This is a genomic window from Paraburkholderia sp. J69-1 (assembly GCF_905220255.1).
In the GTDB taxonomy this organism is placed as follows: domain Bacteria; phylum Pseudomonadota; class Gammaproteobacteria; order Burkholderiales; family Burkholderiaceae; genus Paraburkholderia.
On the sequence record NZ_CAJMZG010000015.1, the window covers coordinates 19386 to 39058 of the forward strand.

The 19673-nt window shown below is 56.9% G+C and carries 18 protein-coding genes; 1 reads left to right on the forward strand and 17 read right to left on the reverse strand.

Features of this window, described 5'->3' with window-relative positions:
* The 7 genes from pilP to U5A67_RS25365 all read right to left on the reverse strand — a co-directional run bounded on the left by pilP (position 1) and on the right by U5A67_RS25365 (position 7429).
* A complete protein-coding gene (pilP, locus tag U5A67_RS25335; RefSeq protein WP_321959749.1) occupies positions 1-657 on the reverse strand; it encodes a type IV pilus biogenesis protein PilP in 657 nt (218 codons plus the stop codon).
* Positions 658-701: 44 nt separating this feature from the next.
* Positions 702-2363: a secretin N-terminal domain-containing protein gene (locus U5A67_RS25340; RefSeq protein ID WP_321816712.1), complete on the reverse strand. Its 1662-nt coding sequence runs from the start codon at positions 2361-2363 to the stop codon at positions 702-704.
* Positions 2363-3211 (reverse strand): toxin co-regulated pilus biosynthesis Q family protein, encoded by an 849-nt coding sequence (locus U5A67_RS25345; RefSeq protein ID WP_321816711.1) that lies wholly within the window; start codon positions 3209-3211, stop codon positions 2363-2365. The genes U5A67_RS25340 and U5A67_RS25345 overlap by 1 nt, the downstream gene beginning before the upstream one ends.
* A 47-nt stretch (positions 3212-3258) precedes the next feature.
* Entirely contained in the window at positions 3259-4386 is a 1128-nt protein-coding gene (locus U5A67_RS25350; protein WP_321816710.1) for a TrbG/VirB9 family P-type conjugative transfer protein, read from the reverse strand.
* A 2-nt stretch (positions 4387-4388) separates the two neighbouring features.
* The gene (locus U5A67_RS25355; protein ID WP_321816709.1) at positions 4389-5795 is read right to left on the reverse strand and encodes a TrbI/VirB10 family protein; all 1407 of its coding nucleotides are present in this window, start codon (positions 5793-5795) and stop codon (positions 4389-4391) included.
* 8 nt (positions 5796-5803) lie between these two features.
* Positions 5804-6574 carry a TrbG/VirB9 family P-type conjugative transfer protein gene (locus U5A67_RS25360; RefSeq protein WP_321816708.1) on the reverse strand — a complete coding sequence of 257 codons (771 nt, stop codon included), beginning with the start codon at positions 6572-6574 and terminating at the stop codon, positions 5804-5806.
* A gap of 117 nt (positions 6575-6691) precedes the next feature.
* Positions 6692-7429 carry a type IV secretion system protein gene (locus U5A67_RS25365; RefSeq protein WP_321816707.1) on the reverse strand — a complete coding sequence of 246 codons (738 nt, stop codon included), beginning with the start codon at positions 7427-7429 and terminating at the stop codon, positions 6692-6694.
* A gap of 324 nt (positions 7430-7753) precedes the next feature.
* Between U5A67_RS25365 and U5A67_RS25370 the strand changes: the two genes are divergently transcribed.
* Positions 7754-8458, forward strand: coding sequence for a hypothetical protein (locus tag U5A67_RS25370; protein ID WP_321959750.1), 705 nt, complete (start codon positions 7754-7756; stop codon positions 8456-8458).
* A 44-nt stretch (positions 8459-8502) separates the two neighbouring features.
* Here U5A67_RS25370 and U5A67_RS25375 read toward each other — a convergent pair whose 3' ends face one another.
* The 10 genes from U5A67_RS25375 to traD all read right to left on the reverse strand — a co-directional run bounded on the left by U5A67_RS25375 (position 8503) and on the right by traD (position 19591).
* Positions 8503-10002, reverse strand: coding sequence for a type IV secretion system protein (locus U5A67_RS25375; RefSeq protein WP_321816705.1), 1500 nt, complete (start codon positions 10000-10002; stop codon positions 8503-8505).
* A gap of 142 nt (positions 10003-10144) precedes the next feature.
* A complete protein-coding gene (locus U5A67_RS25380; protein ID WP_321816704.1) occupies positions 10145-11362 on the reverse strand; it encodes a type IV secretion system protein in 1218 nt (405 codons plus the stop codon).
* A gap of 23 nt (positions 11363-11385) precedes the next feature.
* Positions 11386-12180 (reverse strand): hypothetical protein, encoded by a 795-nt coding sequence (locus tag U5A67_RS25385; protein WP_321816703.1) that lies wholly within the window; start codon positions 12178-12180, stop codon positions 11386-11388.
* Positions 12146-14677: a hypothetical protein gene (locus U5A67_RS25390; RefSeq protein WP_321816702.1), complete on the reverse strand. Its 2532-nt coding sequence runs from the start codon at positions 14675-14677 to the stop codon at positions 12146-12148. The genes U5A67_RS25385 and U5A67_RS25390 overlap by 35 nt, the downstream gene beginning before the upstream one ends.
* Before the next feature lie 25 nt (positions 14678-14702).
* Complete coding sequence (locus U5A67_RS25395) at positions 14703-15029, reverse strand: hypothetical protein (RefSeq protein WP_321816701.1); 327 nt, start codon at positions 15027-15029, stop codon at positions 14703-14705.
* A 15-nt stretch (positions 15030-15044) separates the two neighbouring features.
* Positions 15045-15386, reverse strand: a complete 342-nt coding sequence (locus U5A67_RS25400; protein WP_321816700.1) for a hypothetical protein — start codon at positions 15384-15386, stop codon at positions 15045-15047.
* Complete coding sequence (locus U5A67_RS25405; RefSeq protein WP_321816699.1) at positions 15355-16347, reverse strand: CpaF family protein; 993 nt, start codon at positions 16345-16347, stop codon at positions 15355-15357. Before U5A67_RS25405 ends, U5A67_RS25400 begins: the two co-directional genes overlap by 32 nt.
* 190 nt (positions 16348-16537) lie before the next feature.
* Positions 16538-17170, reverse strand: coding sequence for a DUF4400 domain-containing protein (locus U5A67_RS25410; protein ID WP_321816698.1), 633 nt, complete (start codon positions 17168-17170; stop codon positions 16538-16540).
* A 1-nt stretch (position 17171) separates the two neighbouring features.
* On the reverse strand, positions 17172-17714 hold the full coding sequence (locus U5A67_RS25415; RefSeq protein WP_321816697.1) for a hypothetical protein: 543 nt from the start codon (positions 17712-17714) through the stop codon (positions 17172-17174).
* A gap of 26 nt (positions 17715-17740) precedes the next feature.
* Positions 17741-19591 carry a conjugative transfer system coupling protein TraD gene (gene traD, locus U5A67_RS25420; RefSeq protein WP_321816696.1) on the reverse strand — a complete coding sequence of 617 codons (1851 nt, stop codon included), beginning with the start codon at positions 19589-19591 and terminating at the stop codon, positions 17741-17743.
* Positions 19592-19673 lie beyond the last annotated feature (82 nt).

Sequence of the window (19673 nt, forward strand, 5' to 3'; positions counted from 1 at the left end):
TCATACCCTCAAGACACGACGTTCGTGCCCGCGCACCAGCGTCACGCCAGCCGAGTCAATGTGCGACACCGTCCAGCCACTACCTGCCGCATCACCGCGACGAACCGTGATGTCGCGCCCGGCAATATGTAGCCGTGCCTGGAAATGCCCTTCATATGCGCTGATGGAGACCGCACGGTCATCGTCGCCCGAGATCACAGCTGACTCCGCCCCCGATGCCGCCCCGATGCCCGGCGACGGCGAAGCTGATTGCGTATGTGTGAGACGGTTGATCTCGTCCTGAAGCTTTGCATTACGCAAGCGTGCCGAAAGGAGGACACCCTGTTCGTTCAGCCGCTGGAGCTCGAGCGACGGGGAAGTCGGCGCCTGCTCCAGCGGAGCAGCGCTTTCGTGTCTCACCATAGAGCCGTCTTGCTTATCCGTAACGCTGACCGGCTTCCTCGTAGCGAAGTCGTCTTTAGCCGTGACGCTCACCGGTTTCTTCGTAGTGAAGTCCTCTTTAGCCTTGCCCCTCAACGGTTTACTCGTAGCGAAGTCTTCCTTCTCAATAGCATCCACCGAGCTCGCGGGATTTGTATATGGCGGTACCTTTGCAACAGCTACGGACGCAAATACGCCTGCTCCAACCACCAGTGCACTTCGCAGTACTGATCGCATGACAATGCGTTCCATTGAATTAAGACCCATTGTGTCCCCTTCCGTTACAACAACCGCGCCGTAATGACGACTGCGATCACGACGTTATCCCGCTGCGCATCAACGCCGCCGCCAAAAATCGGCAGGTAAGCGCTACCTTCCCCATTGTTGGTCGTGGTGGCCTTCTGCTGTTTCATGCCCGTAAGCACAAGGGTCTCGCCCGGCTTCAGGCTCACGCTTTGCTGGAGGCGGGTCATCTCCATCGTAGGCAGCTCAACGCTTGATTCATTCGAACTACTACCCGATGTGTACGTTGCCAGGCTATCCAGATTCGAGAGCGTCATGTCGAAGTCGATCAGGATTCGACCGTCTACAACCTTAGGAAGGAAACTGCTCGTGAAGCCCGGAACCAGCGTACCCGTCTGAATCGAAGTGGAAGAACCGACACTCGTGGTAGAGGTTGTCGTGGTCGATTGAACGTAGCCCTCCTCGGTGGCCGCCTGCAGTGCCAAGGCTTTGCCGTTCTGGGTAATTCCCGAACGGGAAACCAGTTCAGAGACCTTACCCAAGGTTGAAAGCGCCTGAATCGTCGCAGAAGAACCCGATAGCGTGCCGCCCACAATCGAAGCACCAAAACTCATCGCGCTAGACGAGCTGGAAACGGACGGGATACCTGCGCTTGAAACGGACACGTCGGTATGACCACCACTGCTTGCGAATGCAAGAGTCAGCTTGTCCCCGTAGTTGTCCTCCGACGTCTCCTTGATCTGATACAGATGTACGTCGATCGCGACCTGTTTGCCAAACATCGCGGTCATCGACTTAACCCAGTCCGCCACCCGGTCACATTGTGGTGGCGTACCGGTAACGGTAAGCATGCCCAGGCCGCTATCAGCGACAACGGTCGAGCCAGCGCCGGCGACCGCGGACACGGTTTTTTCAATATTTTTCCACGGCTCAAGGTCGACATTCATCGCAACGTTCTGCGAGTCGCCTGATGCGCTATCGGACGACGAACCCGAGGAGCTCGAACCGCCATAGGAGCTACCTTTGGTACTGATCGTGCCTTTCATGCTCCCGGAGTCAGCAATGATGGGGATTGAGAATGTACGGGTTTCGGTGCGGAAAAAAGTAATCCTCCCATCGCGATATCGTGACCAGACGTGATAGCGCGCGTCTACGACATCAAGCAGTCCTCCCAGCTTGCCCTCGTAGTTAATCGCGGCTCGCGGTTGGTCCTGCGGCAGTACGGCGGCTGCAGAATTTCCCGCATTCGCCGCGCTCATCAAGCCAGGCAGCGAAGGAAGTGGCATCGTTAGACTCTTGCCGCCCTTGGCGCCGGACGCCTCGCTAGCGCTACTAGCTGCTGACGCACTGGTCCCGTCGACTGACGCATCCACAGACGCTGGTACACCTACGTTGCTCGCAATCCACGTGGCGATATCGGAAAGTGACAAGGGATCCGCATTGCGAAAAACGACCTGTCGGTCAAAGATCGCGGGTTGCGGACTACTGGCCTGGATCTTGTCGCCAAGCAACCACGCGCCGTCGTGTACTTTCACAACCGCGCGAGACTCCACTTTCTTGTCGTACTGACCTTTCGCCTCATTGGCGACTTCGTTCGCCTGGTGAAAGGTGTCGTATACGCCGCAGCCACTAAATGACAACGTGATCGCCAGGCTGAGCGCAAGCGCGACCGGGCGTCGGATACGTGATACATGTGACATCAGTTAACTCCTGCCCGATCGATTACGACCGTATGATTGCCGGTCCAGATGTCACCACGAACATCTGCCCCGTTGGATTCCATCTGGTTAATCACCTCGGTGATAGCCTGCTGAAAATCGCTTCCAAACGAGCTCGCATGCGGCACGATCCAATCTTCGGGCGTGTTCCATGTAACGGTCCAACCAGCACGCTTCGCCCAACCAGCCAGTTGACGCTCGAGCGACTCACCTGAAACCAGCGTGAACGTTATGGGCGCGCCAGACGCATAATCGTCGCCCGAGATCGTTGGCGTGGTCGAAACGGATTCCGTCGCGAGCGCGTCAATATGGGCGAGCGTGACATGGCGCTTGTCCCAATCAATATCGACGCTTACATCGCCAAGTGCGTCGATCGAATCGGCAAGCACGAGGTCCCAGGCAGAGCCGCCCGTCCAGCTCACGGTTCTCGTCGAGGGCACATCGCCGTAGTCGACTGTGAACCCGCGTGGCAAAACCGCTCGCATCATCCGGCTAAGTACCACCTTCCTACCGTGGCCCTTGACGGTATGCACGTTATTCGGACGAACACCGGTTTGCGTGACCGCCGATGCCCGGCGCGGAATGGAGTTACTCCCGCCGTCAAAATCAGCTTGCGGAGTCGACGAAACATTGTTCGACGTAAGACTCCTTGCCGGATCCGAGGCCTGGGCAAACGTATCCGCCGCGGCGACTGCAGACCCATCCAGCGGTTGCCAGCCGCCGGCGCTTGCGCCAGAACCGTCGTTCGCGAAGGCAATGCTCGAACTACCCGCATACAGCATCAGTGCGCAAACACTGGCGGCTCGAACGCGCAAGCGAAACTGTTCCATGCTGGTTGAGCTCAATGACCCGCGCCCATGTTTAAACGATGTGAAATTCACGATTCGCTGCCATCCTGGTCGGTGAAATGCACGGTGCGAGCTCGGGTGACAGTGACGTCGAATCCGTCGGCATCGACCACAAAGTTGTCCGCCGCTCCCGTAACACGGTAGTAGCGGCCTTTTTGACGGCCAGGGAGTACCTTTCCGTCTTGCCTTACTGTCACTCGCTTTGTTCCCGCTGCAACCTCGAGGTAGACCGCGCCGGCGTCTTCGAATACGCGGTTCAGTCCCGCGGCGTTATCCGGCGGATACAGGAATGTGTCATCGGTTACACGCGACACAACCACACTCGAACGGCCATCCCGTACGAGAAATTTCGGTGTCGCGCTCACCGTCATCACATTCGAAGTCGCGTCATAAAACCACTCCAGATGCTTTCCGTCCGCCGACGCGAACTGGATATCCGGGTTCGGTCGGAACCGGAAGTGAATCTGGATCGTGTCCCCGAAGCCGTCCCGAATACCGTCGGCGCCGAAACGCGCCGCAAGGTATGACAATGGGCGGACTACTGGCGTGATACCCGCCGGGTTTGCGTAGCCTCCTGGGGCGACCGACTGCGTTGTGACCGGCGTCTGCATCATCGGACCACCAATGATCGGCGGCTCGGTGCCACCCTCCATCCGGGCTGAAGCGCGCATGTCGCCGGCCGGCGCCTGCCGCGGCACGATCGCATCAGTTCCGTGCGGTACTCCCGTTGTCGCACCATCGAAGTCATCAGGACGACGTTGGGAGTGCGCTGCATTGGTTTCCAGCACGATCGGGCGCGACGCGGCGTACGCGCGTGGCGAAGTTGGACCAGACGGCAACGTCTCGTGTTCGACACGCATGGAGATAGCCCCGGCCCGGACAGTAAAATTATCAGGAATGCCGGGGATTCTTAGATACGGTCCGTCCTGATGGGCGCCGTCCGCGCTAACTCGCGCATTTCCTGACGGCTGGATATAAGTGTCCTCACCGTCATTAAAGACAAGCGTCGGTCTTAGGTTTGTTGGCCCATCAATGCGATATCCAAAATCAAGACCGGTGGCGGCGAACACAGGGCACGCCGCCAATGCGGCGGTCACGAAGAGGCAGTGCCTCACGCTGCGCGACGCCCGCCGTTTTCCGAAATTCAGGTTAGCCATAATTACGTCCTGTTGTACGGCGTGAACGCCAGGTCATGTCGGACCAGGAAGATGAACTGGGTACCGCCGTCGCGCGTGATCGTAGGCGCGATATTCTCGTTCTTCTGCAAAAGGTTCTGAACGACCTGCTGAAGCGTCTGGGCGAAGATCGTCCCACCCTCCTGCGTAGTGCTCGCACCCGTCGATACGGTGACGTTCGTGTCAGCGCGGTCAACCAGCAGTGTTGCTGCGCCAATGACCAGCGCACTCCCGAAGATCTTCCAGAAGTGATTATTGACATCGCCGACCAGGCCGCTGGAGCCATCCATCTCTGCACCAGTCGTGCCGGAGAGATCAATCCATGAACCATCCGGCCGCACGAGTCGCGTCATCGCGATCAGAACGCGCTCCTGGCCCTCCTTGATGTCATGGCTGTATTGGCCCGAGAGACGTGAGCCCTTCGGGATCATCAACTGCTGGCCGGTTACCGTGTCATAGACATCGCTTGTAATCATCGCGGTAATAGAGCCCGGCAAGTCCGTGTCCAATCCGGTAATCAACACCGCACGAACAGGCGTACCTTCGCCGACGACCGGTGACGAGGGTGCTGCGTGCATTCTGGTTGCTTCACTGTCATCAGCTTTCTGCGCGGCCAGCCACTGGTCCTCTTGCGAAGCCCTGGACGTTGCAGTGGAGGTCGCCGACGCGGTGTTGCTCGTGTTGGTGGAGGTTTCGGCCTGCTTCATTGCCCTGTCAAACTGCTTGTCGGCTGCCGCCTGATTCGCCTTCAACTGGTCGGTGAGCGTCTTTGTCATATCGTCGGCAGACGCTGTTGCACCGCTCGCCGCCGTTGCATCGGATGCGCGCAGTGTCTGGACATTCGTCGCTTCCAACGGCGCAGCCGCAATTTCAGCCGCTTTTTCCGCTCGAGCCTCCAGCTCCTTTTTTTCTTCAGCTGCAGCAGCTTCTGCCGCTGCACTCGCACCATTTGCCGGTAACGCCAGTGCAGATTGCGGCCCTCCCATCCCGCCAATCGTCGCCGCAGCAGCGGCGTTAGGATCATGACGCTTCGCAGCAGCTGCGGCCTCGTCATTACGTTGCTGCTCGAGTTGAAGGCCAGCCTGCTTCGCCTGCTGCACAACATTCGTCCCTGCTGCGTCAGAAGGTGTCAGTGTGTCGGTGTCCTTTTTATGATGGCCGCCAGACTTTCCCTGCACAACAAAGACGTAATACAGTGCGCCGGCGAGCAGAGCTACAACCAGGATAAATCCAGCCGTCTTGCCGCGTTTGCGCTTGCCTCGCGTCAGATCTTCCAGAGGCTCACGATCCGGCGACTGTGAAGATTCCGGAATATCGCTGCGATCCACACGTCGACGCGACGGGTTTTCCGCCGCGAACGGTGAATCCTCATCTTCATATTGATCAGACATCGACGCCCTCAGCGCGTGTAGTTACTGTTGTTCGTGCCAAGACTCCACCAGTGCTTGACGCGGTCCGACTCAACGGTAATTTCCTCGTCGTCGAGCTTCAGTACAAACCGGTCACCGATGCGATCGGCTACGATGAAGTTGCCCTGAGGACGGGTCACAATGAGCTCAAGGTGCTTCTTGTCATCCTGGATAAACACCGCCGGCAAGTCCTGAACGTCCGGCAGGCGGAAGAAGGTTTTCTTGCCATCGTCAAAGACGTCGATCGGTCTGAACGGTGCATCACCCGTGATCTTGTAGCCGTAATGGAACGATGTCGGGTCAAGGCTGGGGGTCAGCACCTGACCATCAAGCCGGCGCTTCTCCGTAATAAAGCTCTCTGCCTGCGCCTGAGCTCTGAGCTGGACCTCTTTAATGTCGTCCGGATAGACGAAGCTCACCTGCTGATAGAACTTCCCGCCAGTATCCGAGGCGACCAGAAAGAACTCGTACGTTCGCTTGTTCGTCACAAGCGTCAGGGTCGTCGATATACCCGAGCGCACCGGCTTCACATACAGGTTGGTCGGGCCACCGCTTACGCGCCACTGGATCGTGTCGCCGAGCACGGGCTTCTCCGTCACTCCCTCGCCCGCCTGAAGCTGTATATGCGTGCCTTCACCCATTTGCGTCAGGAGCGGATACACCGCGTCCGGACTATAGGTAAAAGAGACAATGCGATCATCAAACGGCGAAGGCATCGGCGTTTCAGCTGGATTGTGAAAACTAGCTTCGGCAGCGTTCACGCTCGATGCTGTACACAGGACTACCAACGTTACAAACATCGACGCCGACAAGCAGCGAGGGAATTTCATAAGGCGAGACCTTTTGTAGGGTCAACAAACGCGATCAGGCGGATGCGATTACTGTTCCTGGTTGACGTTAAAGCTCTTCACGTAGATTCCACCCGGATTGATCTTCACCTGCGCGATCGTCGTCGGAGGAATCCGGGCGAACGTGATCGTCATTGCCCACGTGGAGATGACTGGCGTCGATCCTGGACCATCAAGATCGGTCAGGGTGAAACGCATGATCAACGTGTCGTCGTTAATCCAGTTCGCGGTCAGACGGTTATAGGTTTGACGGAACTGGGAGTTGTCGTGAAGCTTTGCGTACGGGTTCAACTTGTGAAGCAACGCATTCAGCTGATCGGTCGCATCTCCGACAGTCATCTTGCCTGCGAGTGCAAGATTCCCGTCGATCGTCGACATGTTGATGTCGTAGACGTTGTTGATCCACTCCGAAAGGAAGTACTCGATAGCGGCATGATCCGGTACGTACGATGCCGTCCCGCCCATATCAGCGGTCTCCCGCCCGGCGCTGTTCTCATGCACGACGATAGTCTGAACCGTCTTCAACGGGAGGAAAACGATCCACGCGACGGAGTTCAGGATGTGCATCGCAACAAGCACGACGGTCGCAAGAAACCAGCGATTTGATGTGATCCGCTCCATCTCACCTCGCGCAAAATACTTACGCACGGCGGATTCGCGGATAGGTCCCGGCGTGTATGGCGGAACCGACGGTCGCCCGGACTTTTCAGTCGGCGTTTCCTCGGCTGAATCCGACCGCGCCCTTCGTTTTGAGGTGAGTGTTTTCATAAGCACAATTCTCGCGGCATCGCTCACGCGGTAGCCACCGAATGCGTGACTCAAACGGGGGATTTTCTAGCGGATCACGCCGGCCGGACGCCGGCTTTTTTGTAGCGGAAACGCGAATCCAGACCGAAGCAAGCACGGGAATTGTCCTTATGCATTGATTCTATTGGCCTTTCAGATTCAGCATTGTCCCATTTGAAGTTTTTTCGGACAAACGTGAATCGAGCCGCCGTTCCGGCGCGACTCAAAGTTGAGTTGCGTGATGGGATCGACCGGTATCATGGTCTTAAGCACGCAACACGCGCACCCACTCTCCAGAGAATGAAAATGCACATCCTTACTATAGAACCTCATGATCCCAAGCGCTTCAATACCTACGGCTACTTGTTCGGCGCTATGCAGGCACTGTCTCGCCCCCACGAAACGTCCCCGCACGACTTCATGCCAGGCGAGCAGATTCTCCGCATTGAGGACATCAACGATATCGTAACCATTCACTACCGTAGCAAGGCAGCGTTAGTTCAATACTCCGGGCTGTTGGTTGAAGCGTGGAAGCGAGTGGCTGAGTCACTGAAGATGCCTTTCCTTCGCCACAGCACTCCGGACGGAGCATTGGTGATTGGTGACCCAAACTATCATTTCGACACGTTCGAACCTAGCGGAATGGACTTTAAGGGCACCGTGTATCCGAAGGATTACGATCGCCATGTTTCACTCCGCTTCGTAATGGGGGCATTGCAACTGAGTGGCAATCATCAAGGTTACGGGGAGAAGTCGCCCATTCTGCTCGGCCGACACATTTCCCGGATGGGCTGGGAGAGTGGGGTTGTGTTTGTAGAATGGAACTCGGCAGAGTCATTCCTGGCGTACGGGCACGTTGCAATGTACGCTTGGCGGGTGGCAGGTAGCCGCCCTGCGCCTGGCACCATCCGGCATAGTCTGCCGGATGGCAATCGCATCGAATGCAATCTTTGGGAAGAAAGTCCGTGGAAGCGTGTGGTCAATAGTATCGAGCGCAGCCGAGCACGCTGAGGCTCGAATAAACCAATATCGAGGAGACCCTGTCGGCCCTTCTGTTACGACTTGCGCCAGTCAGCATCCTCGACATCATCAGGGCTACCCCCTTGGCGGTCCCAGATGGACTCGCCGTTCGGATTGCCGGTCAAAGGCTTGTCCTGCGATTCCTCGACGACAAACTCACTGGCGCCGATGTTGCTTGCTGAGTCACCTCCGGTACCTTCGCCACTGCTCGGGCCGGCAAGTTGCGGCGGGCCTCCGTAGGGTGGCACCTCAGGCACAGCCGTCGGGCCTGTCAGCTGAGGAACACCGCTAAACGAACCCGTCTCAGTACTTACGGTTGGCCCACTGCTGCCTTGGCCCCCGTTATCTCCCCCCTTTCCGCCACCAAAGAAGTCCTTCGCTGCTCCCGCGGCGCGCTGTGCTTTAGCCGCCACGTTCCTCGCAACGGCCGGTGTAGCCTTTACAGCCTTGGCGGTACGCTCAGCCCCTTTGACGGCATCCTTCGCTCCTTGGGCAACGGCCTTGTTGAAGCTCGCGACGCCGACCCCACCGCCTCCGAACAGTCCTCTGGCAATCGTTGGCACCTGCATGAAGAGATGCCGCAGGACCCACGTCATCCCAAGCAATCCTAAAAGGCCTGCGATGGAGACGCCCGCGCTACTGCTTGAGTTCGCAGGGTTCGCAGTCGTGATCTCGGTCTGTATAGAAGTGACCATGCCCTTGACAAGGGTCAGGATGATACTCACGACCATCTGATAGGCCGATGCTCCCAGGAGAAACTTTAGCCACGAGTCAAACCAGCCTCTCGACCACTTGCAGACAGCACAGGCCACGAACAACGGGCCAACGGCAACCGCAATCCCCACCATGATGACGCCGGTTAGCAGGACGCCCACCAGATCCCCGATTGCAATAGCGGCAAGGACCGTCGCGCAGATGAGAATGAGGACCGAAAGCAGCAACTCGCCGATCATCGCCGACGTGAAGCTCCAGATTCCAGTGCAACCGGCTTCACTGAACAACGTTGTAAATGCGGTTCCTAGAGTCTCCGCCAGTGTCTGCATGAGGCTGGCCATTGAACTGGAAACCGAGGTCGAGCCTGTCGCCGCTTGAGTGAACGCTGTAATCACCCCTTGGATGCCGCCACTAGTGCTTACGAGCGTCGCGTAAGAACCGATTGCGGCCGACGTTATCGCAGCAGGCACGAGCACCCCTACCATGATGCTCATGATGCTCTCGCCGCTACCGGCGTACGAATCCACGATCGACCACAATAGGTACGTCACCGCGAGAAGCCCGGCGACCACGAGCGCGACAGACGAAGCACTCGATGCCATCGAGTTTGCCTTGGTCGCAATCGTCGACTGGGCGCTGTTGATCGGCGCAATGATCACGTCCACGAACTTGCTAACTGCGCTGAATTTCGCCTTCTCGCCGGCGGATACCGCAGCACAGGCATCGCTGGCCCAAACTTGCGCGGGGAACAGTAGGGACAACGGCAACTGAAGGAGTATCCCCAGCACAAGGGTGCGCCAGTACCGCTTAGCTTTATACATGTTTGACGCTCGTAGTATTTCTCTCATACAAAAGGAAACGTAGGCGGCGGAACAATCGAGCAGATCAGATTGCTTGCGCTCGGTTCCTTACCCTTGCGAGTCGATAGCCCCGCCACGCCGTGGATATCTTTCGGGCGCTTAGCTATCCCCCGGAAAAAGAGCCTGTCTGGCTCGATACAGACGGCCCGCCACCGCCGCCACCACCACCACCACCGCCAGAACCTCCTCCTTCACCCTTGCCGCCGCCCTTATCCCCGTCCTTCCCCCCGTCCTTCCCCCCATCCTTGTCACCTTTTCCGCCACCTTTTCCGCCACCTTTCTTCCCGCCGCCTGGTTGGCCGCCAAACAGCCGATCAGGTGCTTTAACCGCCCCGCCACCGAACAAGCCTGCGGCTATTTGAGGAATCTCCCTAAAGAGATGCCCCATCACCCAAGTAAGCCCCAGCAAACCCAAAAGACCTGCAATGGAAACACCAGCGCTACTATTCGACGTCGAGGGGTTCGTGGTCTGAATCTGACTCTGTATGGATGTGACCATGCCAGACACTAGAGACAGGACGATGCTCGCTACCATCTGGTATGCAGACGCACCTAGAAGGAACTTGAGCCACGAATCAAACCAGCCCCGTGACCACTTACAGACTGCGCAGGCGACGAAGAGCGGGCCAACAGCAATCGCGATCCCAACCATTACGATTCCGGTTAGCAGCACGCCCACCAGTTCGCCGAGGGCAATGACCGAAAGTGCCGTCGCGAGAAAAACGATGAGGATCGAAAGCAGCATCTCGCCGACCAAAGCGAGGGTAAAACTTGTGATGCTGGTGCATCCTAACTCGGAGAGCAGCGTCGAAAATGCGTTTCCCAAGGTGTCCGCCAACGTCTCCATGTAGCTAGCCATTGCGCTAGAGACTGACGTCGATCCGGTCGCCGCCTGAGTGAAAGCGGTAATCACCCCCTGGAGGCCGCCACTCGTGCTCACGAGGCTCGAGTACGAACCAATCGCGGCTGCAGTAATCGCTGCGGGCACAAGCACCTCCACCATGATGCTCATGATGCTCTCGCCGCTGCCAGCGAACGAATCAACGATCGACCACAGTAGGTAGGTCACGGCGAGAAGCCCGGCGACCGCGAGCCCTACCGAGGACGCACTCGACGCCATCGTGTTTGCTGTGGTCGCAATAGTCGACTGAGCGCTGTTGAGTGGCGCCAAGATCACGCTGACAAATTTGCTAACCGCAGTCCACTTGGCAGTCTCGCCCGAAGATAGTGCGGCGCACGCGCTGCTCGCCCATACCTGTACAGGAAAAAAAGCGAATATCCCGCTCACTACCGAGGCCTCAAACCCTCTTGATTTACGCATGATTGGCGTTCGTTGTTCGTATATCAATATCCAAGCAACGTAGTCGCCGTGCTGATGCCGCTAGTACCAGCAGCCGCGGCCGTCCCCATGGTGTTCGCGGTAGAGCGCGTGGTCGATTCATTCGTCGTGCGCGCGAGATCGGCTGTCTGGTTATAAGCGCTTTGCCGAACCAGCGTCTGAATTCCCTGCAGCGTTGCCTGATTGATCTCTGCAATGTTGTCTAGCTGCGCGTTGGTGATCGCAATCTCGTCGCTTGTACCCAGCGCACCGGTATTCTTCGCAGCGATTGTCTGTCGCTGCGTGATCGTCTTCTGCAGCTCAGAAGCCATATTTTGATAGTTCGCGAACAGTGACGTTGCGTTTTCCTGCTTGATGGTCTGCTGTGCAGACAAACGTGCGATGTAGTCGGTCAGTGTTCCAGTCGACGAACTCGCCGCGTATTGCGAAAGCACCCCCGAAATGAACGTGGACTCCCCGCCCAACTCGTTCATCAAAGTCTCGTCTGTATTCCACTGGCTCAGAAGACTTGAGATCGTCTGGCTCGCTGATGTGATCGAGTTGATGCCTTTGAGGCTGGAGATGGTGTTCTCGGTGTTCTTAACCGAGTTTTCCAACATCGTGACCTGGCGCACTGCAGCCTGGATCTGAAGCTCCTCCTGTGCCAGCGAGTGCGTTGCACTCGCCAGGTTCTCGACGAAGTTTGTGGGGTCATAGACCATGTCGAACGCCATAGCCTGATTTGCATACGCGGCCGATCCGACCACGAAGGCAGATACAAGCAGCTTAGCGTTCAGCGCTTTCTTCCGGTTCTCGGTCATAGTCAATTCTCTTCATGGTTGCGGCTTCCGCCAGGTAGTCGTCCAGCCAGTTGGGATTGGTTTTCTCTGTTGCCTTATGCCGGTTGAAAACGGTCTGCAAGTGCTTTTCCGAGCGCAGATAGTTCAATACCTCCGGAGAGAATGTCGTCTGTACTACACGTGTAAAGTTATCCTGAACAAACATGTACTCCAGCCGCGGGCGCAAACGACCGACACGGTTGATCTGCGTATCGTTCAGCCCAAAATTCTTCCTGTAGAACTCCCGATGAGACTCGACCTTGTTGTTGTACATCAGGATCGTCGTCTTGATGTTGTCGATAAGGTCTTCGCGAACGGGCCCGTTGATCGAGCCTGGGCTCTGGACGGTGAGCCAAACAAAAGCGTTCTTTTTCCGGAACGTCTTCAGCCAGTCACCAATCTTCTTCGCGAAAGTTTCGATCTGCAGCAGGAAGGATGCTTCCTCAAGATAGATAAACGTCGGCCGCCCATCAAGCGCCATGTCGATAGTGCGAAATGCGTACTCCATGAACAGCTCAAAGAGCCGCGGGATCGCCGCGAGCTCCTTCATTTCGATCGCGGTCCATGCCTCGAGTGCGAATTCATTTTCCTCATTGTCAAAGATGCCGTACGGCTGCCCGTGCAGCCACTCACCGATCGCCTGAGCCATACGCTCGGGGCAGAGGGAGTGGAACGTCGAGATCGTTCGACTACTGACAAAGTGCTCGTCGTACATGACCCCGAGAATTCGATCAATCTCTTCACGATCGGCTGGCTGCAGCACGTAACCCGACAATTCGAGCATCCGCATGATGAATTCGCGTACCCAGACCCGGCTGAACTCCGTGCCATCATCAAGAGCGAATGGGTTCAGCTTAAGGGTTCCGCCCTTGTAGTCGAGATACTTGCCGCCGTGAAGGTATGTCGTGATCTTGACTGACGCGTCCCGATCGAAGATGAACGTGTTGACGTCGCCATACTTCTGGAACTGCGATAGGCAGAAGTTCACAAAGGTCGTCTTGCCAGATTCAGTCGGGGCGATCAGGATCGCATGGCCCACCTGTCCGACGTGTGGCACCCAGCTGTATTGGCAGCCGTAGGTGTCGATGAACATGGCGTGTGGCGGCATGCGCTTCTTCACTACCTCAGAGAAGTGCGCATGGATTCGCGGGCCGGAGTCCATCGTGTATATCGGCGCCAGATCCACCACGTTGTCAACACCCACCAGATGGAAGCGCGCCTGCCATTGCCAGTTACCCGGCAACATTGCCGCATAGGTCGGCCCGAGATTCTCACGCTCGCGAATCGTCAGCAAGCGCTTGAGGGAAAACAGCCGTGCGACGTTTGCGCAACGACGCTCCAGACTCTCCCGATCTCGATCAAAGACCATTACTGAGAGGTTGTAGTAGGCTGAGTTTGGACCTCCGCCCGTTAAACGCGACAGCGCTTCGTCCGCTTCCTCAACGAGCTCGGCTTTGCCCGGTGCCGCCTCCGCCTGGCGCCCTGTCATCTTGGACATAACGGTTGCGAGGACCGAGTACTGGGTCATCTTGAGGAAGTTCCGGACTTCCGTCAGTTCCTTCTCGCTCGCCTCCTTGCCCAGGCAACGCACAGTCTGCGTGACGACAAGCTCGTTGTCGGAACGCAGAAGGTTCTCAAGCATCATAGGATGCACGCGCTTTGGCCATTGCTTCGCGCCAAACACCGCTGCATAGCGGTCGCCATGATTACCGGTGAACCGGATAACGTCAGAACCAACGACGACAGAGTCCGCCGGGACCCAACTGTCGAGCATTACGTCTTCGGGGCGCTCAAGAACATCGTATTCACTCGCTGGATTGACAAGCTGGAAGAGTGCGTTATCAAACTGCTCCGACTTCATTCGTTTAAATGAAAGCGCAGGCGTCGACCCGACGAACGAGCCAAGAATTTGCTCGAATGCCTTCCAGTTCATTTCGAGTTGCCGGCGGTCCCGAGCGAGTCCAGCAGACGTCGAAACAGAACCGTTCAGCGCCTTCATATAGGCGACTGGACCGGCCACCTGCTCCTCCGCCTCAATATGACGTACGCGATCCATCAAGCCGTCTACGCCTGTGTTCCCCGTAAAGAGAACAAAGAACCAGCGGGACATCTCGTAGAAGGAGCCGTTCCTGTAAGGCTTTGCATATGCCTCGTCAACGCGCCTCGCGACTTCGTTCTTAAACGTCTGTTTGATGTAACTGTACGCTTTCCGACGCTTCGTCACGATCCACAGCGTGATCCGCTCGTCGAAATTCGCGTTGATCGCGCGTTCGAGCTCCTCAACTGCCCGGTCAACAAGCTCGTCATCGATATTGTCAGGATCGAGTCCCGAATACTCGTATCCTGCCAGCAGGGAACCATCCTTGTTCAGGATCACACCGTCCGCAAGGTAGGTCATCCATGGTAGTAGTTCCTGCAGGGGACGGTCGTCCTCTTTGGCGAGGAATACGGGAATTTGAGGCTCAGCAAGCTTTGCCATGACGAGATTCGATCCTGTACGTCTTTCAGCTACGAAGGTTGCGCCCGAATCCCTTCGGACGTTGGCCGCGCCCACGCAAGGTCTCGCGCGGCCATGGGTGATACCGGTCTGCCATCAGGTCGTAGTTCTTTCTGATCTGGGGCGAGAATAGGTCGTGACGGAACTGGTTCTTGAAGTAGGCCTGCGCGATAAAGGCGACCACGATCGGGAAGATCGTGGCCCACCAGTGCCACTGCGAAAGCAGAAAGCCCACCCCGCCCGCCGATCCATAAATGACAGCGGTATGAGCGCCGCTCAGGCCGCCAGACATTTTCGGGTTAACAATCGCCTGGACGATCGGGGATGTCCGCATGACAGGCTGTCCCCGTTAGAGCGAACAGGACGACGAGAGGCCGAGGTCGGTGATGATGGTCACAGCGACACTGGCCAGAACCGTCGGCACGCCGATCTTCACCGTCAGGTCAGCCATGTCGTTCTTGCTTGAAAAGTGTGCGATCGCCCACAGCATGACCGCTGCGACCGCAACGATGGCACACACCGTCTTCAGAATCTGCGGAATGATGCACAGACCCGAGACGTCAACCGAAGTGCTCGCCATCGCCGCCTGGCTCGCGCACAGAACGGTCACGAACACAGCCGCCTGAATCGACGACATGCGCGACGCCTTGGAGACCGCCTTAACGAAGCGATTCGAGTACGTAATTTCCATCTTTAACTCCTTTAACACGAACGATTTCACTTACGCGACGGACATACTGGTATTTGCCGTCGCTACCTTGCTGCACTGTGCGCGTCACGTGCACGCATACGTGCACTGCGCGACCGATATATCCCCGCACCGCTTCCGGCGAGAGGCTTGCGTCCGGAGGCAAGCTCATTTGGTAGAGCATCTCCAGCGCGTAGAGCATGTCCTCTGCAGAGCTCGCGTGAAGCGTGCTCAACGAGCCGTCGTGCCCAGAGTTGAACGCCCGGATCAGATCAAATGTCTCCGAGCCGCGGGTCTCACCGAGAATCAGGCGATCGGGTCGCGACCGGAGCGTATGCTGGACTGTCAGGGCAGCCGTTGCCCCTTTGGTCGCATTCGTAATGAAGCGAACGTGGTGCTTCAGGTTTGGCTCTAGCTCGGCCGAGTCCTCAACGGAGATGACACGCTCGTATTGAGGAATGCACATGCACAACGCGTTCGCCAGAGTCGTTTTCCCGCTACCGGTCGGCCCACCAACCATCAGGTTCCGCTTCTCCTTCACGAAGAGCTCAATCAGCAGTTCCGCGTCCGACTTCGACAACATTCGCCGCTCGACCAACTCATCCAGCGTAGGACGCTTTCCACCCTGCTGATGCTTACGGATCGTGAGCGAGGGTCCACCGAGGGAAACAGGCGCAAGCGCTCCAGCTATCCGCATGTTTTCTACCGAGGCGGAGATAAACGTCTTCGCCGAATTCGCCTGAACCGTCTCGTTGACGGTCTTCGCGAGCGCGACGATTGCACATTCAATCTGCACATCCTTAAGGCCCGCGTCATCGATGAAGATCATCTCGCCAGCCCGCTCCGCAAAGACACTACCGCCGGGATTAACCATCACCTCGTTGACCGCCTCGTCCTCGAACAGAGCATTCAGCGGCGACAGGTTTTCTTTCAAAACCCTCATCACGTGCGCCTTGTCGGCCATCCCTTTCCTCCTTTTATCCGCGACACTGTCTCTGGGAGATTCTGGAATCCAGAAGAGTGGTAACCCGCACGAAAGACGCATTGATTTAGCCTCTATTCGGTTTTTTTATTTCGCGGGACGCAGAAATGAAAACGGCCGCACTGCGAGAGCTCTCGCAGTGCGGCCAACACGGTAGGGACGAACGAATTGACTAGCTACGGCTCTGGAAATTTCCCACCGTCAACCAGGTCATGACACCCAACCCGACGAACAAACCCGACACGATCCAGTGACCAAGCGGCCACGGTACAAATGGGATAAACATCAACCAGCCGATAAACACCGCGGCTGCCGAGCCGCTGATCGTGAAACCGATGGGGTTGTAAAGGCCGAATTCACTTCGCTTGATGGAACGGACAACGATGCCGTCCGCCACACAAGGAATGAAGATCCCCACGAGCCCGATCAGGTATAGAGGCCACAGGGCAATCCACCGCCAGATGACGCGATACACGAAAAGCCATACGCGCCGCATATAAGCATCCATCATCGAACCAACCCAGGCATAGCCCTGATAACCTGAGTCTTCGGCTCTCTGGTAGTCGCTAACAGTCCAACTAACAAGGCCTGTGTCTACGAACGACGTGTTGAACGCAGTCGCAGCGTGGTCGTTAAGGGTGTCCAGGTCAGACCTGAAACCGCCAACGAAGTCGATCTCTGACTGTGCGATCTTGAAGCTGTCGACCGGCATGAGAAGCGGGCAGAAAAGCAGCGCAAAAATCGGCGCGAGGATCCACCAGAAGTACACCTTCGCGCCAAACGGGTTCTCCCTGATCTTTGCCATCCTAGCGCCCCTTCTGCTTCGTGCGACCGATTACACGGCGCACGAGCTGACGCGCGATGGACTCGGGCATGAGCCGCGCGCTAAGGAGCATGACGGACTCGTCGCGGTCGTTCTCCATCTCCTCCTCGGGGGACTTACGCGTCACAGTGATCTCCGACACCCTGTTTCGGCTAACGAAGGCATGCACGGGTTCCTTTAGCGGATCCCAACACACGATCCCGTTCGCAACGCGGGCTTCGACCCTGAGATCAAATACGTCAGTAGCACGCTCGAGAAGCGCAACGAGATATTCCACAAACGCTTCGAATTCGTCTTGATCTTCTCTCGCGCGATACGCGGCAACCGCGTCGATCAGGCAGTCGCGCAGAAGCGGGCCATCCCGGCCGGGCAATGCGGTACTTAGATGCGCGGCGAGGCTATCCGACGCAGTCTCGAGCAGAGCGTGATCTAGCCAGATGTCGCGTGCCTTAGGGAACAGCATGCTATCCCGGGCAACCTTCGACATCGGGACGGGCGCTACCATCAGTTCGGTGATTTCACTCATATCTAAATCTTTTTCCTCTCCCCTGCTCATCGGTTTTTGATGATGGGAACACGGCCTTTGTAGAGCCAACTCCCGCCGATGAAAGCGAAATAATTCATTGGTGGAAGTCTCGTAAGAAGATCCTCCGATACGAGAGCGATGTCCTTGACACTCACACTCCTTGACCCTGATCCTGAAAATTCAGTCGGATGACTCGTACTACTTCGACCAGAGTTGACGGACCTGGATTCGTCCCGGAAGCCAGTTTGGCCGAAGGACTGAGCGACCCACTTTGCTGTTTCGTAGTCCTTTAGGCGCAGCGTGATGACGTTGTTCAGATTCCCGAGCACCTGCATCGCCTTGTCCTTGCTGCCCATTCGCGCAATGAAGTCCGAGATTGTCTGAGTGGCGATATAGCATTGCATGCCGGCACCGCCGCCCTTGTTGAGGATCTGGATCAGTTGCGCGTTGAGGGCTTCGGCAGCCTCATCGACGAAGAGATGCACGTCATTCTTACCTTCGAAGTTGTAGATCGCGCCGCAGACGGAAGCGAGGTCCGCGAGAATGATCGATCCAATGGCCGAACCAATCGTCGTGTTCGAGAGAGAGTCCAGGCCAACATAGAGAACCGCGTTTTCTGCAATGATCTTTCGCGTATCCATGATAGGACGCTCGTCGAAGACATCGGTCGGATCAGGAGAGAGCATTCGCCCTACCTCTTCCGCGCCAAGCATTTCGAGGAGCGGCTCGAGCACCTGAATCATCTTCGAGTAGTGTTCCTTCGAGTGCTTGACCATCGCGCACAGCGCATCGATAGTTTCATCAAACGGGATTTCTTTTTCCTGACAGGTTCTTGAGTAGAACGAGATCCAGGCAAGCATGGGATTCGGATCGCGTTTGTCCATGTGAGCCTGAGCGTCTTGTTCCCACGTCGGCCCTGCATGCTCGTGGAACCACTTGCGAAGGATTGACTCAAGCAGATCCTCGACACCAACCTGTGCCCAGCGCTTGATCGATCGGATGGTCGGGCTGCGCCCGTCCATAAGTTCACCTCGGATAATGCCGTACAGCGTTTTCCATGCGAACGCCTGAAAAGTACCCGTGGCGTCTACTTGCTCAGAGATTCGGGAGGCAAGGTCTGAGACGTTGTTCCAGTTCGCCAGGATGCTTAATCGAATTGAACGAGACGGGTGCGCTGGGTGGAAATAGTAGAACCTGCGCCCTGTTCGAGCGCATTCATTGCGCAAACGATTCTCGATATCCTTATCACCTTTCGGGTCAATAAAGATTGTCGTCTTTCGCATGTGAACAAGTTGTGTGAGCAACATTTCGTAGAACTTTGTCTTGCCCGCACGCGTGGTCCCCGTCACGAGGGTATGGCCCGTCAGGGTTTCAAGGCCAGCGCCGATCGGATGCTCGTTTGGCTCGATACCATGAATCCACGGCACCCCGATGCCGCTATCATCAACAGGTTTCCAGCCTGCGGGTTTCATCTTTTCTACGATGGACTTCGGCAGCCAGTTGGGGAGCGGTGGAATATTCGCTCGCCCTCGTCGCAACAGGTGCTTGCTGATTTCAGCCTGCTCCTGGTCCCAAACAAATCCATTGCCGATATAGAGCTTCTTGCCATTCGCCATTTCCTTCGAGCGCGCCATCAGCTCGTCGACCGAGATCTCTTCGATCCGGTAGCCGCTGAGCGAAAGCCTGAAGCGAAACAGGTCAGTTGCCTGCAGCCAGCGCTTGCCGGCAGCGATAAAGCAAGCGAGGCCAAAGGCTGCCCATTCAAGCGGGACAGCACCTAACGCCCAGCTCAGTACTAGGACGGTTCCCCCGCAGATCCACAAGGCCGCAGCTGGGATCTCATACGCCGGGCGAAACATGTCGTGATATGTTTTCATCAGAAATAGTTTCGGAGTCGGTCAGTTTTTTTGGACATGTGGACCGAGCCTCGCGGGACGGTCCTCGTAATCTCGTTCAAAC

Coding starts and splice junctions, on each gene's coding strand:
- pilP (WP_321959749.1), bottom strand. CDS start 657: ATGCGATCAGTACTGCGAAGTGCACTGGTGGTTGGAGCAGGCGTATTT.
- U5A67_RS25340 (WP_321816712.1), bottom strand. CDS start 2,363: ATGTCACATGTATCACGTATCCGACGCCCGGTCGCGCTTGCGCTCAGC.
- U5A67_RS25345 (WP_321816711.1), bottom strand. CDS start 3,211: ATGGAACAGTTTCGCTTGCGCGTTCGAGCCGCCAGTGTTTGCGCACTG.
- U5A67_RS25350 (WP_321816710.1), bottom strand. CDS start 4,386: ATGGCTAACCTGAATTTCGGAAAACGGCGGGCGTCGCGCAGCGTGAGG.
- U5A67_RS25355 (WP_321816709.1), bottom strand. CDS start 5,795: ATGTCTGATCAATATGAAGATGAGGATTCACCGTTCGCGGCGGAAAAC.
- U5A67_RS25365 (WP_321816707.1), bottom strand. CDS start 7,429: ATGAAAACACTCACCTCAAAACGAAGGGCGCGGTCGGATTCAGCCGAG.
- U5A67_RS25370 (WP_321959750.1), top strand. CDS start 7,754: ATGCACATCCTTACTATAGAACCTCATGATCCCAAGCGCTTCAATACC.
- U5A67_RS25375 (WP_321816705.1), bottom strand. CDS start 10,002: ATGTATAAAGCTAAGCGGTACTGGCGCACCCTTGTGCTGGGGATACTC.
- U5A67_RS25380 (WP_321816704.1), bottom strand. CDS start 11,362: ATGCGTAAATCAAGAGGGTTTGAGGCCTCGGTAGTGAGCGGGATATTC.
- U5A67_RS25385 (WP_321816703.1), bottom strand. CDS start 12,180: ATGACCGAGAACCGGAAGAAAGCGCTGAACGCTAAGCTGCTTGTATCT.
- U5A67_RS25390 (WP_321816702.1), bottom strand. CDS start 14,677: ATGGCAAAGCTTGCTGAGCCTCAAATTCCCGTATTCCTCGCCAAAGAG.
- U5A67_RS25395 (WP_321816701.1), bottom strand. CDS start 15,029: ATGCGGACATCCCCGATCGTCCAGGCGATTGTTAACCCGAAAATGTCT.
- U5A67_RS25400 (WP_321816700.1), bottom strand. CDS start 15,386: ATGGAAATTACGTACTCGAATCGCTTCGTTAAGGCGGTCTCCAAGGCG.
- U5A67_RS25405 (WP_321816699.1), bottom strand. CDS start 16,347: ATGGCCGACAAGGCGCACGTGATGAGGGTTTTGAAAGAAAACCTGTCG.
- U5A67_RS25410 (WP_321816698.1), bottom strand. CDS start 17,170: ATGGCAAAGATCAGGGAGAACCCGTTTGGCGCGAAGGTGTACTTCTGG.
- U5A67_RS25415 (WP_321816697.1), bottom strand. CDS start 17,714: ATGAGTGAAATCACCGAACTGATGGTAGCGCCCGTCCCGATGTCGAAG.
- traD (WP_321816696.1), bottom strand. CDS start 19,591: ATGAAAACATATCACGACATGTTTCGCCCGGCGTATGAGATCCCAGCT.